Here is a 14,886-nt window from a genome sequence, read left to right as displayed (position 1 = left end):
GACAAAGAATTGTCTAGTCTCGCCACATGCTCGCGATCGACCTGCTGGTGGTGCCGGGCTCGGGGCCGGTGGGCGTGGCAGCCACCGTCGACCTGGCCGAGGCGATCGTCCGCAGCCACACGGGCGGCGGCGCATCCGTCGATGTCCGCGTCGTCGGCGGAGAGGCCGGCACGGTAGCCCTGCGTGGTGGGATGTCGATTCCCGCGGTGCCACTGTCCGACACCGGACCCGCACGGCCCTGGGTGGTGATCCCGGGAATCGGTGAGTCGGGTGCGACAGAGATCGAGCGCAGGCTGAACGAGCGCGAACTCGTCCGGGCGGCCGAATGGGTCGGTCTGCGGGCGGGCGAGGGGGTCAACGTGGCCGCTTCCTGCACCGGCACCTTCCTGGCGGCGGAGGCAGGCGTAGTGGACGACCGGACCGTGACCACGACCTGGTGGCTCGCGGGGCTGTTCGCGGCCCGCTATCCGCGTTGCCGCGTCGACGCCGATCGCATGGTCGTCCGTGACGGCCCGCTGCGCACCGCGGGCGCGGCGCTGGGTCATGTCGACCTGCTGCTGGCGATCGTCGAGGACGAGTTCGGTGCGGCGACCGCGCACGCGGTGTCGTCCAGAATCGCTGTGGCGCCGCGTATTTCGCAGACACCTTTCCGGCGCAGCACGGTCTGTCGGGATCTGGACCCGGACCTGGTCGCCGTCGAGCGCTACGTGCTCGACCATCTCGACAAGCCGATCCGTCTGGACGACCTCGCCGCGGCCGCGCGCATGTCGCCGCGTACGTTGACGCGGCGAGTCCACGCCGCCACGGGTCTGTCGCCGATCCGGTTCGTCCAGCGCGTCAAAGTGGAGAGTGCCCTGGATCTGCTCCGCGATCCGCACCGCAGTGTCACCGAGGTCGCGCACGCGATCGGCCTGGCCGACGCCTCCACACTGAATCGGCTGCTGCGGCGGACCACCGGTCAACCGCCGGGGCGGTTCCGTGCTGCCGCCGAGAGGTGACAGAGGTGACGCTCAGCGCTGGCGCCAACTCAGCGGCCCCGGCAGGTCGACGCTGTTCTTCTTGCTGCGGGAGTTCCACGACCACGGGCCGATCTTGATACTCCACGAGGACAGACCCTGCTGGGTGAAATTCAATTTCAGCGGCCCGAAGGACTTGCGCTGACGGAATCTGATGGGCATGTGCGGCCTCCCTGAATCTGTCCACAGGGTAACCGATTCGGGCCGCCCGAATCCCCGCGTGGCCCAGAAGTAATGAGCGCCACGACGTGTCCTCGGTCCGACCGGTTCGGCGGCACGCCGCGTATCGTCGGACCGACAGTTCGATTCGACGCGAGGAGGCAACGATCGTGCAGGTCAGGACGCTCGGCACGCAGGGGCTGGCGGTTTCGGCGATGGGCTACGGGTCGATGGGCACCGTCATGGCCTACGGGGCCGGTGACGACGAGCAGTCGGTGACCGCGATCCGCCGCGCCCACGAACTCGGCGTGAATTTCTTCGACACCGCCGAGCTGTACGGATGGGGCGAGGGCGAGCGGCTGCTCGGCCGGGCGCTGGCGCCGGTGCGCGACGAGGTGGTGATCGCGACCAAGTTCGGCTTCACCCGTGACTTCGGCACCGATTCCCGCCCGGAACACATCCGTGAGGTGGTCGAGAACAGCCTGCGCAATCTCGGCGTCGACTCGATCGACCTGCTGTATCAGCATCGCGTCGACCCGAAGGTCCCGATCGAAGACGTCGTGGGCACCATGGCCGAATTCGTCGCGGCGGGCAAGGTGAAGTATCTCGGGCTGTCCGAGGCGGGGCCGCAAGATATTCGCAGAGCCCATGAGACACATCCGATTTCGGTGCTGCAGACCGAGTACTCGATCTTCGCACTCGACGTCGAGCCGCTGTTCCCGCTGCTCGAGGAGCTCGGCATCGGATTCGTCGCCTACTCGCCGCTGGCGCGCGGCTTCCTCACCGGCGCCGTGCAGCCTGCCGACGCCTACGAGGAGAACGACTTCCGCAAGCAGCTGCCCTGGTGGAAGCCGGGCAACTACGAGGTCAACCACAGGATCGTCGAGCAGCTCACCGAATTCGCCGAATCCAAGGGCGCCACGGTGTCGCAGCTCGCGCTGGCCTGGGTGCTGGCGCAGAAGAATTACATCGTGCCCATTCCCGGCTCGCGCAATCCCGATCGCGTCGCCCAGAACATCGCCGCCGCCGAACTCGCGCTCACCCACGACGACCTGGTGCGGATCGCCGAGATCGCTCCCACCGGCGGGCAGGGCAGCCGGGGCACGCCGTCGCCCTGGTTGTGACGATCAGTCGCGGGGCCGCTCATCCGCCCCGCGACTGCCGTTCGCTTGCCCTCGGCCGGTGCCCGCCTACAGGTCCACGGGTGCGAACTGCTCGCGCAGGTTTCGCTTGAGGATCTTGCCCGCACCCGACTTGGGCAGTGCCCCGTCGAGCAGGTGCACCACCCGCGGCACCTTGAACCCGGCGATCAGCTCTCGGGTGTGGGTGCGCAGCGCCTCCGCCGTGGTGGTCGAGGAGCCGCGCAGGACGACCGCGGCATGAACCGCTTCGCCCCACTGTGAGTCCGGCGCGCCGAAGACCGCCACCTCGAGCACGTCCGGATGCCGGTACAGGGCGTTCTCGACTTCGGTGCTGTACACGTTCTCGCCGCCGGAGATGATCATGTCCTTGAGGCGGTCGACCACGTAGAGGTAGCCACCCTGATCCAGGTAGCCCATGTCGCCGGTGCGGTACCAGCCGTCGATGAGCACCTGTTCGGTTTCCTCAGGACGATTGAGATAACCCTTCATGATGTTGGAGCCGCGCACGACGATCTCACCGACCATGCCGGTGTCGACGAGTTCACCTGTCTCCGAACGGATCTCGACCTCGACGCCGACGACCGGCCGACCGGCCGATCGTAGCCGTGCCGATGCTTCCGGATCGTCGCCGGACACGCCGAGGCGGTGATCCTCGTGGCTCAGGAACGTGACGATCGGCGCTGCCTCGGTCATCCCGTACACCTGGCACCAGTCGCAGCCGAGTGCTTCCATGGCATCCCGCAGGACCGCCTGCGGCGTGGGCGAGGCTCCGTAGAGCACCGATCGCAGCGAGGAGATGTCCAGGTCGGCCGGGATGGGCTCGGCCAGCAGCATGGTGATCATGGTGGGCACGAGCATCGCCCGGGTGATCCGTTCCTTCGCCACGGCCTCGAGCCAGCTGCGGCGCTCGAACCCCGGCAGGATGACGTGCTTGCCGCCGACCCAGGTCAACGCGATGGTCGAGGCGCCGTCGGCGAGGTGGAACATCGGCCCGGAGTGCAGGTAGGAGTCGTGCTCGGTATAGCCGAGGCACAGCAGCGCATGTTTGGCGTTGGCGACCAGGTTGTCGTGGGTGAGCAACACGCCCTTGGCCCGACCGGTGGTTCCGCCCGTGTAGAAGATCCCGGCCACCGCCTCGCCCGCGACCCGCGCCTGCGGCGCCGCGCGACCCGAGGAGACGATCTCCTCGAAAGAGGTGCAGTCCGCCGGGCATTCGCCGGTTCCAGCGTAGACGAGTGTGCCGAGCGTGGGAACGGTGTCGCGCAGTGAACGACCCATGTCGAGGAAGTCTTCGTCGATGATCAGGACGCGGGCGGCGGAGTCGTCGAGGATGAATTCGACTTCGGCCGGCGAGAGCCGGGTGTTGATTTCGTTGAGCACGCGGCCGCTGCGCGGGACGCCCAGCCAGGCGACCAGGTGCGCCCGGCTGTTCTTGGCGAGCACGCCGACGACGTCACCCTGGTCGAGGCCGAAGTCGTCGAGTGCCGCGTCGAAGGCTCCCACATAGCGATCGAGATCGCGGTAGGTCCAGCGGATGTCTCCATCGACCATCGCGTCCCGGTCGCCGAACAGCGCCACCGCCCGATTCAACGCGGCGGAAATGTTTTCGTTCATATCTCGGTCCTGTCTGGCGGGGTGGCTTTGTCCTGGGCAGCGCGCGGCCGGTCGGCTGCACGACCAATTTCACACATCCGCTTCGCCGTTTCTTGACATTCCGCGACGTTTTTTTGACACTTCACGACTATGGTCGACCTTGTCCGGGCCTCGTCCCTGATTCACGTGCCGGAGCTGATCTCGGCTCACGGCGGCGATCCCGCACGCGTGCTCGCCGAAGCGGGGATCGAGCCGCAGGTGGTGGGCGACTACAACCGGTTCATCAGCTACACGGCCCTGACCGCGGTCGTCGGCCGGGCGAGCGAAACGCTTGCTGTGTCCGACTTCGGGTTACGACTGTCGCGACTGCAGGATCTGGAGATGCTCGGTCCCATAGCCGTGCTGGTCCGCAACTCCGAGACAGTCGAATCGGCTCTGCTCGGCGTGACCAAGTTCCTGCACACCTACAGTCCGGCCATAGCCGCCGAACTGCACACACACGGGCGGGAATCGTCGTTTACCTTCGCCCACACGCTGCGCCGGCTCCCGTATCGCGAGCAGATGGTGGAACTGGCGCTCGGCGTCATCCTGGGCATGTTCCAGCTGCTGGTAGGCCACGATTTCCACCCCCACCGCATCACCTTCCGGCATCCGAGGATCTCTGCGGAGGATGTCTATGTCGACTACTTCCGCTGTGCCGTCCATTTCGGCGCTCCGGTCAACTCGCTGGTCTTCCCGACCGTCCTGCTGAACCGGCGCGTCGGCGGAGGCGACGATATGGCCTACGCGCTGGCCACCCGATACCTGGGCGGCCAGCATCGTCACCTGGGTGTGGACGAACACGTGCACGAATTGCTGGGCAAGCTCATACCACTGGGGCACGCCGATCTCGACAGCGTCGCGGCGGCGCTGACGATCCATCCCCGGGTGCTGCAACGGCGGCTGGCCGAGCAGGGCACGACGTTCGAGGAACTGCTCGACGACCATCGGCGCACGCTGGCGACCGAACTGCTGGCCACATCGAACCTGTCCATGTCGGATATCGCCCGGCAGCTCGGCTATTCGGAGCAGAGCACCCTTACGCGCAGCTGCCGCCGCTGGTTCGGTCGGGCGCCGTTGGCGTTGCGTCGAGAGCTGCGGCACACGAGATCGGACAGGCCCGTCGCGCCACCACTCTGAGACGGTCGACTTCCGCGCTGACCGATGCCGGCGCGGTCTGGGTGTCGGCGGCGACATGCGTCGAAACGTGGCCTACGGCATCGGGGAGGGGTGGCCGATCCAGGGCGGCGGCGTTTGGCAGGGATGTCGCCGGGTAGGCAGGCGATGTGTTCCGGCCGCCTCCAGGACCGGGGGTGCCGGGGCACCCTGTGCGCCGACCTCAGCGGAGTCCACAGCAGCACGGTCGGCAGCTGAACAGAGGAGTGTGGTGTGCACACCATCGACGAGGTCAAGCATCAGGTGAACGATCTGGTCGGCAAGGTCGTCGGCGCCGGTGGCGAGCGGACCAGTGTCCAGTCGGTGACGATCGCGGCCCCGCGTGAGCAGGTGGAGGAGTGCTGGCGCGATCCGGTGCGGCTCTCGCGCCTGCTCGGCGATACCGGCGAGGTCCGGTCGAACGCCGACCGCGTCGACTGGACATTCGGTCACGACGACGCGCAGACGACCTGGCGGACGACCCGCACCACCGAACCGGACGGCCTGCGCTACTCCGGTGACCTGGCAGGCTCCGACGCCGAGCTGCGCGTCGAATTCACGCAGGCGCCGAAAGATCTCGGCACCGAGGTGACCGTGCGGGTGCGATCCGCGTTGCCGGGGTTGATGACCGGCGCCATGGCGTTCAAACTGCTCTACCGGATGCGCGCGCTGTTGCAGACCGGCGAATTGCCCACTCTCGAGCACAACCCGAGCGCGCGTCCCGGCGCGCGCTGAACAGGAGCATATCGATGCGCGCACTGTGCTGGAACGGCGTCGACGACCTGGCCGTCGAGACGGTCGACGACCCCAAACTGCTCAATCCCCACGACGTCATCGTGCAGGTGAAGCTGACGACGACCTGCGGCTCGGACCTGCACTTCATCGACGGATACCTGCCGGGTATGCGGGAGGGTGACGTCTTCGGTCACGAATTCATGGGGGAGATCGTGCACGCCGGGCCGGAGGTCCGGCAGCGTAGCGTCGGGGAGCGGGTCACCGTGCCGTCCTTCATCGGCTGCGGCACCTGCTTCTACTGCACCAACGACATGTACTCGCTGTGCGATACCACCAACCCCAATGCCGAACTGCAGCAACCGATGTTCGGCTATCCGACCGGCGGCATCTACGGCTACACCCATCCTTTCGGCGGCTACCAGGGCTCGCACGCCCAGTACGTCCGGGTGCCCTTCGGCGATGTCAACTGCTTCCCGATTCCCGAAGGCGTCACCGACGAACAGGCCTTGTTCTGTTCCGACGCGGTCCCGACCGGCCTGATGGGCGCCGACTTCTGCGACATCGCCCCCGGCGACACCGTGGCGGTGTGGGGCAGCGGTGGCGTCGGTCTGATGGCAGGCCACTCGGCGCGGCTGCTCGGTGCGGGGCGCGTCATCGTGATCGACCGCATTCCCGAACGACTCGCTCTGGCGCGCAACCACTTCGACGCCGAGACCATCGACTACACCGCCGTCGACAGCGTGCAGGAGGCGCTGCGGGAGATGACCGGCGGACGCGGCCCGGACGCCTGTATCGACGCGGTCGGCATGGAGGGTCACGGCACCGGCCTGCAGCAGATCTACGACCGCGCCAAACAGCTACTGCGCCTGGAGACCGACCGCGCCACCCCGCTGCGCGAGGCCATCCTCGCCTGCCGCAAGGGCGGCGTCGTCTCGGTGCTCGGTGTCTACGGGCTCACCGACAAGTTCCCGATGGGCGTGGTCACCAACAAGGGCCTCACCATCAGGAGCGCGCAGCAACACGGCCAGCGCTATGTGCCGCGCATGTTCGACTACATCCAGCAGGGCGACCTCGACCCGTCCTACCTGATCAGCCACGACATGCCGCTCGAGCAGGGCGTACACGGGTACGACCTGTTCAAGAACAAGAGCCAGGGCTGCGTCCGAGCGGTGTTCCGACCCTGAACCCAGGCCGCTCACCGGCAGGAGAATCGGCCCCGGCGGTGACCTGATCGCCGGGCGGTCGCGCGAATGCTTCAGGATGGGCCCATGGCGATCCAGGTACCGACTGTCGAACAGATCCGTGAGCTTCCGGCCGTGCTGACCGCGGACGTGACCGATCGGGAGATCGACGCGAACGGTCACATGAACGTGGTCCACTACCTGTCGAACAACATCCGAGCCGCCGACATCCTGCTGCGCGCGCTCGGCTTGGACGACGCCTACCGCAGCGAGCGGCGGATCGGCCTGTTCACGACCGAGCACCATATCGTCTATCACAGCGAACTGCGCGAGGGCGATTCGTTGTCGGTGCACGCGCGCGTCCTCGACCGGGGCGAGAAGGCCGTGCACATGATGACCTACCTGGTCGATCGCGGGCGGGCGCGGCTGTCGAACACGCTCGAAATCCTTTTGGTGCACGTCGATCTCGACTCCCGGCGGTCGGCGCCGATTCCCGAGGATCTGGCGATCGGGCTGGACGAGCTGATCGCCGCGTCCGGGAAGTTGAGCTGGGAGGCGCCGACCTGCGGGGTGATGGGTATCCGTCGCTGAGCCGTCCGCCGTCCGGACCGGCGGTTCGGTACCTTCGGGATCGACAAGGCGAAAGGACACCACATGCCGATCGAAGTGGATCTCTCCACCGACGAACTCCTGTCGACCACCCGCACCGTGCGCAAACGCCTCGACTTCGACCGGCCGGTGCCGTTGGAGGTGGTCCGCGAGTGCCTGGAACTGGCGGTGCAGGCGCCGAGCGGGTCCAACAGCCAGGGCTGGCACTGGGTCGTGGTCACCGACGCCGAGAAGCGACGGCAGCTGGGGGAGCTGTATCGCAGGGGCTTCGAGGCATACGCGGCGGCGCCGGAATACCTCAGCAGGCGCAACACCGGTGATGCCGAGGCGGATGCGGTGGGGAGACGGGTCGCCAGTTCGGCCGAGTATCTCGCCGAGCGGATGGGGCAGGCGCCGGTTCTGCTGATCCCCTGCCTGGGCAACCGCGTCGACGGCGCCGCGAGCGCGCACAGCGCCTCGTACTGGGGCTCGCTGTTCCCCGCGGTGTGGAGCTTCTGCCTCGCCGCCCGATCGCGCGGACTCGGAACCGCCTGGACCACACTGCATCTGAGCTATGAGCGGGAAGCCGCCGAAGTGCTCGGCATCCCGTACGACAAGGTGACGCAGGGCGCGATGCTGCCGGTCGCCTACACCAAGGGCACCGACTTCAAGCCCGCGCCGAGGAAGAGCCTCGATCCCATCGTGCACATCGACAGCTGGTAGCCGCTCGGCCACGGACACCGCGCGGACCCTCCGCGGCCGAGAGGCAGCCAGGGCGCGGCGGGTGCCCGGCGGGACGTGCCGCCGGGCACCCGCCGCCGCGGGCTGGAAGTGCCTGCTATGAGGCGATCGTGTCGGCCATGGCGCCGGTGATCGCGTCGGCCGAGGCCAGCGGGATCGGTTCGAACATGGGCGGCTCGTCCTCGGGGAACAGCGCGGTCGGGCCGTAGATCCAGTCGGTGAACGAGTAGTCGTCGACCGCACGGGCCCGCAGCAGCACATTGCGCTGCTCGCGCTCGCGGCCGTCCAGATGCCACAGCTCGCCCCAGGCGCGGGCGGTGGTGAGAACCCGGCGGCAGTGCTCGGGCCGCACCGCTTCGTAGGCCGAAAGTGCTCCCGCCCAGTCGATCTCGCCGTCCTCGCCGCGCAGCCGCTTCGCGTGCTCGGCCAGCACCCAGCCGTCCTCGATGGCCATGATCGCGCCCTGGGCCATGTACTGCAGCGGTGGGTGGGCGGCGTCGCCGAGCAGGGCGATGCGGCCCTGGACCCAGGTGTCGATCGGGTCGCGGTCGAACATGCGCCACCACTTGTCGCGCCACATGTGCGGCAGGCCCTGCTGGACGAAGTCGCAGGTCTGGGCGAACGCCGCGTCGAGCTCGTCCGGGGTCCCCCAATCCTGCTGTCCTGCCAGGGCTTTGGGGGACCGGAAGACGGCGACCTGGTTGAGCAGAGCGCCCCCGCGCAGGCCGTAGTGGACGAAATGGCAGCGGGGGCCGACGTAGACGACTACTTCGGACAGGTCGATCGGGCGGTCGACCCGGTCGATCGGCACGGTGCCGCGGTAGGCGACATAGGCCGAGGAGACGGGCTCGTCGTTCACGAAGAGTTCGCGGGCCACCGAGTGCAGGCCGTCGGCGGCGATCACGATGTCGGCCTCGTGGACCGTGCCCGATTCGGTGGTGGCGGTGGCCTTGCCGGCGTCCTGGCCGTAGGCGACGACGCGCTGTTCGGTGAGCAGTTCGACGCCCGCGTCCCGGCACGCCTCCAGGAACAGCGCGTGCAGGTCGCTGCGGTGGATGACCATGTACGGGAAGCCGTATTTGCGCTCGAGATCGCGCAGGTCGAGTGCCGTCAGCTCGTCACCGTCGACCGCATCGCGCATGACCATGCGGTCGGGGACGACGCCGCGGGCCTTCGCCTCGTCCAGCAGGCCGTAGTCGTCGAGGATGCGGGTGCAGTTCGGGGCCAGCTGCAGGCCTGCGCCGACCTCGCCGAATTCCTTGGCGCGTTCGAGCACCCGGACCCTCAGCCCGAGCCGGGAGAGGGCGAAAGCGGCACTCAGACCGCCGATCCCGCCACCGACGACGACGACGTCGGCGTTCGTGTTGTCAGGGGTGCGCACGGGGCAGCCTCCTCTAGAGCCAGGGGCCGAGGTCGGCGACGTCGGCGAGAGAGTGGGGTCGTCCGGCGAGATAGGCGGCGATCTCGGGCAGCGGCCCGGCCGGGATCTCGCCGAGTTCCTGTCCACGCTTGGTCCGGATGTCGGAGATGAGCGCGGACAGGAACTCGTCGGGCAGGTCGGCGAAGGTCACGCCCGTGCCGAGATCGACGGCATGAACGCAGACCTCGCGTGCCCGTAGCCACGGGATCTCCGTGGCCGGCACGGTCCGGCCCTGTGCGGTGACGACCTCGGCGTGCCACTGTTCGGTGGTCAGCGCGTCCATCGCGGCGGCGAGGGTGGCCGCCGCGTCGTTCAGCCAGGTCGTCAGGTCGGTTGCCGGGCGCTGCGCGCCGGCCTCGATGTCGGCGTTGCGCTGATCCATCGAGGAGTACATGGGGGTGCGCTCGCCGGTCCGTGCCCAGCGCACCAGATTGCCGAGGGCGTCGGCATTGGCGGCGACGTGCGCGACGAGATGCTTGCGGGTCCAGCCGGGCAGGATGCTCGGCGCGGACATCGACTGCTCGTCGAGGCCGGCGACCTGTTCGGTGAACAGGCGCGTGCCGTGCTCGACCCACCGCAGAGCATCGGTGTGGGAGCGGGCCATCACGATTCCCCGACGACCCGGTTGGTGCACGCGCCGAGACCGGCGATCCTGGTGACCACGGTCTCGCCGCCGGTCAGGTAGATCTTCGGGTCGCGGGCGTGGCCGACGCCCGCGGGGGTGCCGGTGGCGATCAGGTCACCCGGGTTCAAGCGGATGACGGTCGAGATGTACCGCACCAGATGCACGGGGTCGAACAGCAGCGTGCCGGTGTCGTCCTTCTGCATGACCTGGTCGTCGACGATGGTCTCGACCTGGAGCGCGGGCCGGACGCCACCGACCTCGTCGGGGGTCACCAGGTAGGGGCCGACCGGGGTGGAGGAGTCCCAGATCTTGCCCTGGGTCCATTCGATGGTGCGGAACTGCCAGTCGCGCACCGACACATCGTTCATGACCGTGAAACCGGCGATGGCGGCGGCCGCTTCGTCCTCGCTCGCGCGGCGGACCTGCTTGCCGACGACCACGACCAGCTCGACCTCCCAGTCCAGGGCTTCGGTCTCGGCGGGCTTGACGATCGGGTCGTTCGGGCCGATCAGCGAGTCGGCGAACTTCGGGAACAGGGTCGGGTAGCTGGGCAGCTCGCGGCCCATCTCCTTGATGTGGTTGGTGTAGTTGTGCCCGACGCAGATGACCTTGGACGGCGCGGGCACGACCGGGGCGAGGTCGGCGCCCTCGGCGGGCCAGGTCTGCCCGGTGGCCGCGGCGGCGATGGTGGCCCAATCGTCCTGGGCGAGCAGGGCGCCGAGATCGTCGTAGCCGAGGTCGACCAGCACGTCGCCGTCGAGGCGGACGGCGCGGGTGCCGCCGTCGACGCGGAGGGTGGCGAGCTTCATCGGATGGTCTCCTGACGGTCGAGCCGGAGCGCCTCGAAGACGGGCGCGTCCGAGAAACGGAAGAGGTCGAGTGCGCCGGAGTCGGAGTCGGTGTCGCCGGCTTCGGACTTGGCGGAGAAGGGTTCCCACGAGGGGACGACGAACAGGTCACCGCGGGTGACCGACCAGGTCTTGTCGCCGACGGTCACCGTGCCGGAGCCGTCGAAGACCTGGAAGACCGACGAGCCGGTCTCCCGGACCGGGGCGGTCTCCGCGCCGCGGGCGACCCGGTGGAACTCGGCACGGATGGTCGGCAGCACGTCGGTGCCGTCGTGTGGGTTGGAGAAGCGGACGGCGGCATGGCCGGGCTCGACGGTGCCGCCGTAGCCTTCCTTCTCCAGTTGCAGCTGATCGTTCAACGCCGCGTCGGTGTGCTCCCACTTGTAGGCCAGCAGCGGCGAACCGGGCGCGACCTCGCCGACCGACAGCGGGCGCAGGCCGGGATGGCCCCAGAGCCGTTCGGAGCGTGAGCGTTCCGGCGTGATCCGTTCGGCGTCGCTGAGCGCTTCGCGGCCGAACTGGAAGAACTGCGACTCGACGACGTACTGGAACGGGATGTCCAGCCCGTCGATCCAGGCCATCGGCTCGGAGGTCGCGTTGTGGTGGGCGTGCCAGTTCCAGCCCGCCTGCGGCAGGAAATCGCCGCGGCGCATCGGCACGGCGTCACCGACGGCCTTGTCGCCGGTGCCGCCGACCACGGTCCACACACCCGAGCCCTCGACCACGAATCGGAAGGCGTGCTGGGTGTGGCGGTGCTCGGGAGCGTCTTCGCCGGGCATCAGGTACTGGATCGCCGCCCACAGCGTCGGGGTGGCGAACGGCCTGCCGCCCAGCGAGGGGTTGGCCAGCGCGATGGCCCGACGCTCGCCGCCACGACCGACGGGCACGATGTCGCCCGCCTTCTCGGCCAGGCGCAGCAGGTTCTCCCAGCGCCACAGATGCGGCACCGCGCGCGAACGCGGATGCGCGGGCATCAGGTCGCCGATCTCGGTCCACAGCGGGACCAGCAGCTCCTGCTCGAAGCCGCGGTACAGCTCCTCGAGCGCGGGCGTCACGTCCGGCTGTCCGGGCGCCGCGACCGCCCGCAAGCGGACAGGGGTGTCAGTCGTGGTCATATCCTCTACAGTGGCGCGTGACCGGTCAGCAGAACATGAAATTCTGCTGAGCAGAACGAGGGGAGTGCGCGTGGAACCGAAGAATCCGCCCGCCTACGTCGTGACCAGCGCCGACCACGCGCTGCGCGCCGCGGTCATGCTGCAGCTCGAGGGCGGGCTGACGGTCAGCCAGGTCGCCGAGCGGCTCGGCGTCGCCCGGTCGACGGCGCACCGGCTGCTCCAGACGCTCGTCTACCGCGATTTCGCCGTGCAGGACGACCAGCGCGTCTACCACCCCGGCCCGGTCCTCGAACTCGCCACACACTCGCAGTCCCGGGCGTCCCGGCTGCGGGCGGTGGCCCTACCGCACCTGCAGCGGCTGGTCGACCTGGTGGGGGAGTCGGCGAACCTGACCATCCGCACCGGCGACACCGCCCGCTTCATCGCCAGCGTCGAATGCGGACAGGCGCTGCGGGTGGGCTCGCGCGAGGGGATGGTCTTTCCCGCCCACCGCGTCACCGCCGGCCTGATCCTGCTCGCGGCTCTGGACCCGGCCGAAGTGGACGAGCTGTACTCCGAGCAGCGCTACGCCGAACGCCCCGGCGAACGGCCGGACATTCCGGCCCTGCGAGCTCAGCTCAGCCGGGTGCGCCGCGCCGGATTCGCCCTCAACAACGGCCTTTCGGAGCGCGGCGTGGTCGCCATCGGGGTTCCGGTGCGCGGCGCCGACGGCAAGGCTCTGGCCGGTCTGTCCATCTCCATGCCCAGCGTCCGCTACGACCGTCATGAATTGCCCGGGCTGGTCGCCACCCTGCACCGGTCGGCCGGCGCGATCGAAGCGGACCGCGGGGACTGATCGTCCACTCGGCGGTGCCCGCGGTGGTGTCCTCCGGGTGGGGGCTCACCTGCCCGGCGGCGTCGGGTTGACGCGCCTGATGTGGAGCGGACTGTCCGGCGGAAAACAGTAGCCGATCACCGGCGTCGACAGGCCACGAATCAGTCGGGCGCAGTGCTCGGCGAACCCGGAAGCTCGGGGTGAGCCGCCAAGATCAGCCACCGACGAGCAGGCTCGGAGGTGAGAGGCGCAGTGTATTCATCCGGTGCATGGGGTGCATGCAGAACATTTGTTTGATTGATGTGAACGCAGTCACTTGAATGGGGCGCACCGATATAGCGACACCGAGGTGAACATGACCCATTCAGCCCCGCCTGTTTCCGATCTCGACCTGTTCGACGACGGCATTCTGGTGGACCCGTATCCGACCTATGCCGCGCTTCGTGAGCTCGGAAGCGTCGTTCATCTGCCGAAGAACGAGGTGTACGCGCTCACGCGCTACGACGTCATCCGGGCTGCCCTGGGTGACTGGGAGCGTTTCTCCTCGGCCGGCGCGGTCGGGTTCAACCCCGCGGTGAACGAGGCACTGACCGGGACCTCCCTCGCCTCGGACCCGCCTGTGCACACGCAATTGCGGGCGACGCTGACGGCGAACCTGTCGCCGCGGGCGCTGCGCGGGCTGAAGGACGGCATCGACGCCAAGGCCGACGCGCTCGTCGGGCAGTTGGTGGAGAAGGGCTCGTTCGAGGCCATCGACGCGCTGGCCAGGGCCTTCCCGCTGGAGGTTGTGGCCGATCTGATCGGGTTCACCGGGCGCGCCCGCGACAACATGCTGCGTTGGGGGCAGGCGGCGATGCAGGTCATCGGGCCGATGAATCAGCGCACCGCGGAGAACTTCCCGATCGCCGGTGAGCTCTACGAGTGGTGCTCGACGGTCGGCGCGGAGGATCTGACGCCGGGTTCGGTCGGTCGCGGCATCTTCGAGGCCGAGGCGCGTGGCGCTATCCCGGCCGGCGCCGCGGGCCACATCATCCACCAGTACCTCGGTGCGGGAGTGGACACGACGATGGCTTCGATCGGCAATATCGTCGCGTTGTTCGCCGCGCATCCCGATCAGCTCGCTGCGGTCAGGGCGAATCCCGCGCTGGTTCCCGCCGCGTTCAACGAGGTCCTGCGCTACTGGCCGCCGATCCACGCCTGGGGTCGTCGCGCCACCGAGGACGTGGAGGTCGACGGCGTCCTGATTCCCGCCGGCGCCAAGGTCGCGATCCTGTTCTGGGCGGGCAACCGGGACCCGCGCCATTACCGGAACCCCGACGAGTTCCTGGTCGAGCGCAACCCGATCGACCACCTCGGCTTCGGCTACGGTCCGCACGGGTGCGCCGGACAGGGCTTGGCCCGTCTCGAAGCGCACGCCATCATCGGCGCGCTCGCCCGTCGGGTCGAGCGTCTGGTCGTCGGCCCCGACGTCCGCATTCCCAGCAACATCACCCGCAGCATCGAGAAGCTGCCCGTTCTGGAGGTTGTGCCCGCATGAGAATCGTCCTGGATCGACCGCGCTGCGAAGGACACGGTCTGTGTGAGGAAGCCGCGCCGGACCTCATGCACCTCGACGACGACGGCGAACTGATCATCGACCGCGAAGAGGTCGGCGACAGCGACGCCGCGACCGCCACCGCCGCGGTCCGGATGTGCCCGGTCGCGGCACTGCGCCT

The 14,886-nt window shown here is 68.6% G+C and carries 16 protein-coding genes; 10 read left to right on the top strand and 6 right to left on the bottom strand.

Annotated elements, in window-relative coordinates:
• Nucleotides 1-26: 26 nt before the first annotated feature.
• On the top strand, nucleotides 27-998 hold the full coding sequence (locus ON26_RS28725; RefSeq protein ID WP_083884431.1) for a GlxA family transcriptional regulator: 972 nt from the start codon (nucleotides 27-29) through the stop codon (nucleotides 996-998).
• A 12-nt stretch (nucleotides 999-1,010) separates the two neighbouring features.
• Here the strand turns inward: ON26_RS28725 and ON26_RS32695 are convergent, their stop codons facing one another.
• Nucleotides 1,011-1,178, bottom strand: a complete 168-nt coding sequence (locus ON26_RS32695) for a DUF4236 domain-containing protein (RefSeq protein WP_083884430.1) — start codon at nucleotides 1,176-1,178, stop codon at nucleotides 1,011-1,013.
• A gap of 167 nt (nucleotides 1,179-1,345) precedes the next feature.
• On the opposite strand from ON26_RS32695, the gene ON26_RS28720 reads away from it, so the two are divergent.
• Nucleotides 1,346-2,299, top strand: a complete 954-nt coding sequence (locus ON26_RS28720) for an aldo/keto reductase (RefSeq protein WP_040801023.1) — start codon at nucleotides 1,346-1,348, stop codon at nucleotides 2,297-2,299.
• A gap of 66 nt (nucleotides 2,300-2,365) precedes the next feature.
• Here ON26_RS28720 and ON26_RS28715 read toward each other — a convergent pair whose 3' ends face one another.
• Entirely contained in the window at nucleotides 2,366-3,931 is a 1,566-nt protein-coding gene (locus ON26_RS28715; RefSeq protein ID WP_040801022.1) for a long-chain-fatty-acid--CoA ligase, read from the bottom strand.
• A gap of 129 nt (nucleotides 3,932-4,060) precedes the next feature.
• On the opposite strand from ON26_RS28715, the gene ON26_RS28710 reads away from it, so the two are divergent.
• The 5 genes from ON26_RS28710 (at nucleotide 4,061) to ON26_RS28690 (ending at nucleotide 8,331) form a co-directional block, all read left to right on the top strand.
• A complete protein-coding gene (locus ON26_RS28710) occupies nucleotides 4,061-5,089 on the top strand; it encodes an AraC family transcriptional regulator (RefSeq protein ID WP_051027823.1) in 1,029 nt (342 codons plus the stop codon).
• A gap of 249 nt (nucleotides 5,090-5,338) precedes the next feature.
• Nucleotides 5,339-5,839, top strand: a complete 501-nt coding sequence (locus ON26_RS28705; RefSeq protein ID WP_040801020.1) for an SRPBCC family protein — start codon at nucleotides 5,339-5,341, stop codon at nucleotides 5,837-5,839.
• A gap of 14 nt (nucleotides 5,840-5,853) precedes the next feature.
• Complete coding sequence (locus tag ON26_RS28700; protein WP_040801018.1) at nucleotides 5,854-7,023, top strand: zinc-dependent alcohol dehydrogenase; 1,170 nt, start codon at nucleotides 5,854-5,856, stop codon at nucleotides 7,021-7,023.
• Nucleotides 7,024-7,107: 84 nt separating this feature from the next.
• Nucleotides 7,108-7,611: a thioesterase family protein gene (locus ON26_RS28695; protein ID WP_040801015.1), complete on the top strand. Its 504-nt coding sequence runs from the start codon at nucleotides 7,108-7,110 to the stop codon at nucleotides 7,609-7,611.
• A gap of 69 nt (nucleotides 7,612-7,680) precedes the next feature.
• Nucleotides 7,681-8,331 carry a nitroreductase family protein gene (locus tag ON26_RS28690; RefSeq protein ID WP_040801040.1) on the top strand — a complete coding sequence of 217 codons (651 nt, stop codon included), beginning with the start codon at nucleotides 7,681-7,683 and terminating at the stop codon, nucleotides 8,329-8,331.
• A gap of 115 nt (nucleotides 8,332-8,446) precedes the next feature.
• Here the strand turns inward: ON26_RS28690 and ON26_RS28685 are convergent, their stop codons facing one another.
• The 4 genes from ON26_RS28685 to ON26_RS28670 are packed head-to-tail and all read right to left on the bottom strand — an operon-like array spanning nucleotide 8,447 to nucleotide 12,357.
• Nucleotides 8,447-9,730 (bottom strand): FAD-dependent oxidoreductase, encoded by a 1,284-nt coding sequence (locus ON26_RS28685; RefSeq protein ID WP_040801014.1) that lies wholly within the window; start codon nucleotides 9,728-9,730, stop codon nucleotides 8,447-8,449.
• A 13-nt stretch (nucleotides 9,731-9,743) separates the two neighbouring features.
• The gene (locus ON26_RS28680) at nucleotides 9,744-10,373 is read right to left on the bottom strand and encodes a maleylpyruvate isomerase N-terminal domain-containing protein (protein WP_040801013.1); all 630 of its coding nucleotides are present in this window, start codon (nucleotides 10,371-10,373) and stop codon (nucleotides 9,744-9,746) included.
• Nucleotides 10,373-11,203, bottom strand: coding sequence for a fumarylacetoacetate hydrolase family protein (locus tag ON26_RS28675; RefSeq protein ID WP_040801012.1), 831 nt, complete (start codon nucleotides 11,201-11,203; stop codon nucleotides 10,373-10,375). The genes ON26_RS28680 and ON26_RS28675 overlap by 1 nt, the downstream gene beginning before the upstream one ends.
• Nucleotides 11,200-12,357, bottom strand: coding sequence for a cupin domain-containing protein (locus ON26_RS28670; protein WP_040801011.1), 1,158 nt, complete (start codon nucleotides 12,355-12,357; stop codon nucleotides 11,200-11,202). The genes ON26_RS28675 and ON26_RS28670 overlap by 4 nt, the downstream gene beginning before the upstream one ends.
• A gap of 70 nt (nucleotides 12,358-12,427) precedes the next feature.
• Here ON26_RS28670 and ON26_RS28665 point away from each other — a divergent pair, with 70 nt between their 5' ends.
• The 3 genes from ON26_RS28665 to ON26_RS28655 all read left to right on the top strand — a co-directional run.
• Nucleotides 12,428-13,192, top strand: a complete 765-nt coding sequence (locus ON26_RS28665; protein WP_245546109.1) for an IclR family transcriptional regulator — start codon at nucleotides 12,428-12,430, stop codon at nucleotides 13,190-13,192.
• Nucleotides 13,193-13,487: 295 nt separating this feature from the next.
• On the top strand, nucleotides 13,488-14,708 hold the full coding sequence (locus tag ON26_RS28660) for a cytochrome P450 (RefSeq protein WP_245546108.1): 1,221 nt from the start codon (nucleotides 13,488-13,490) through the stop codon (nucleotides 14,706-14,708).
• Nucleotides 14,705-14,886, top strand: a 182-nt coding sequence (locus ON26_RS28655) for a ferredoxin (protein ID WP_040801005.1), incomplete at its 3' end; no start/stop codon positions are given. The genes ON26_RS28660 and ON26_RS28655, both read left to right, overlap by 4 nt.

It is taken from the genome of Nocardia higoensis NBRC 100133, from assembly GCF_000308595.1.
GTDB lineage: Bacteria > Actinomycetota > Actinomycetes > Mycobacteriales > Mycobacteriaceae > Nocardia > Nocardia higoensis.
Note: the sequence above shows the minus strand (reverse complement) of the source record. Positions and strands in the feature narration are given on the sequence as shown.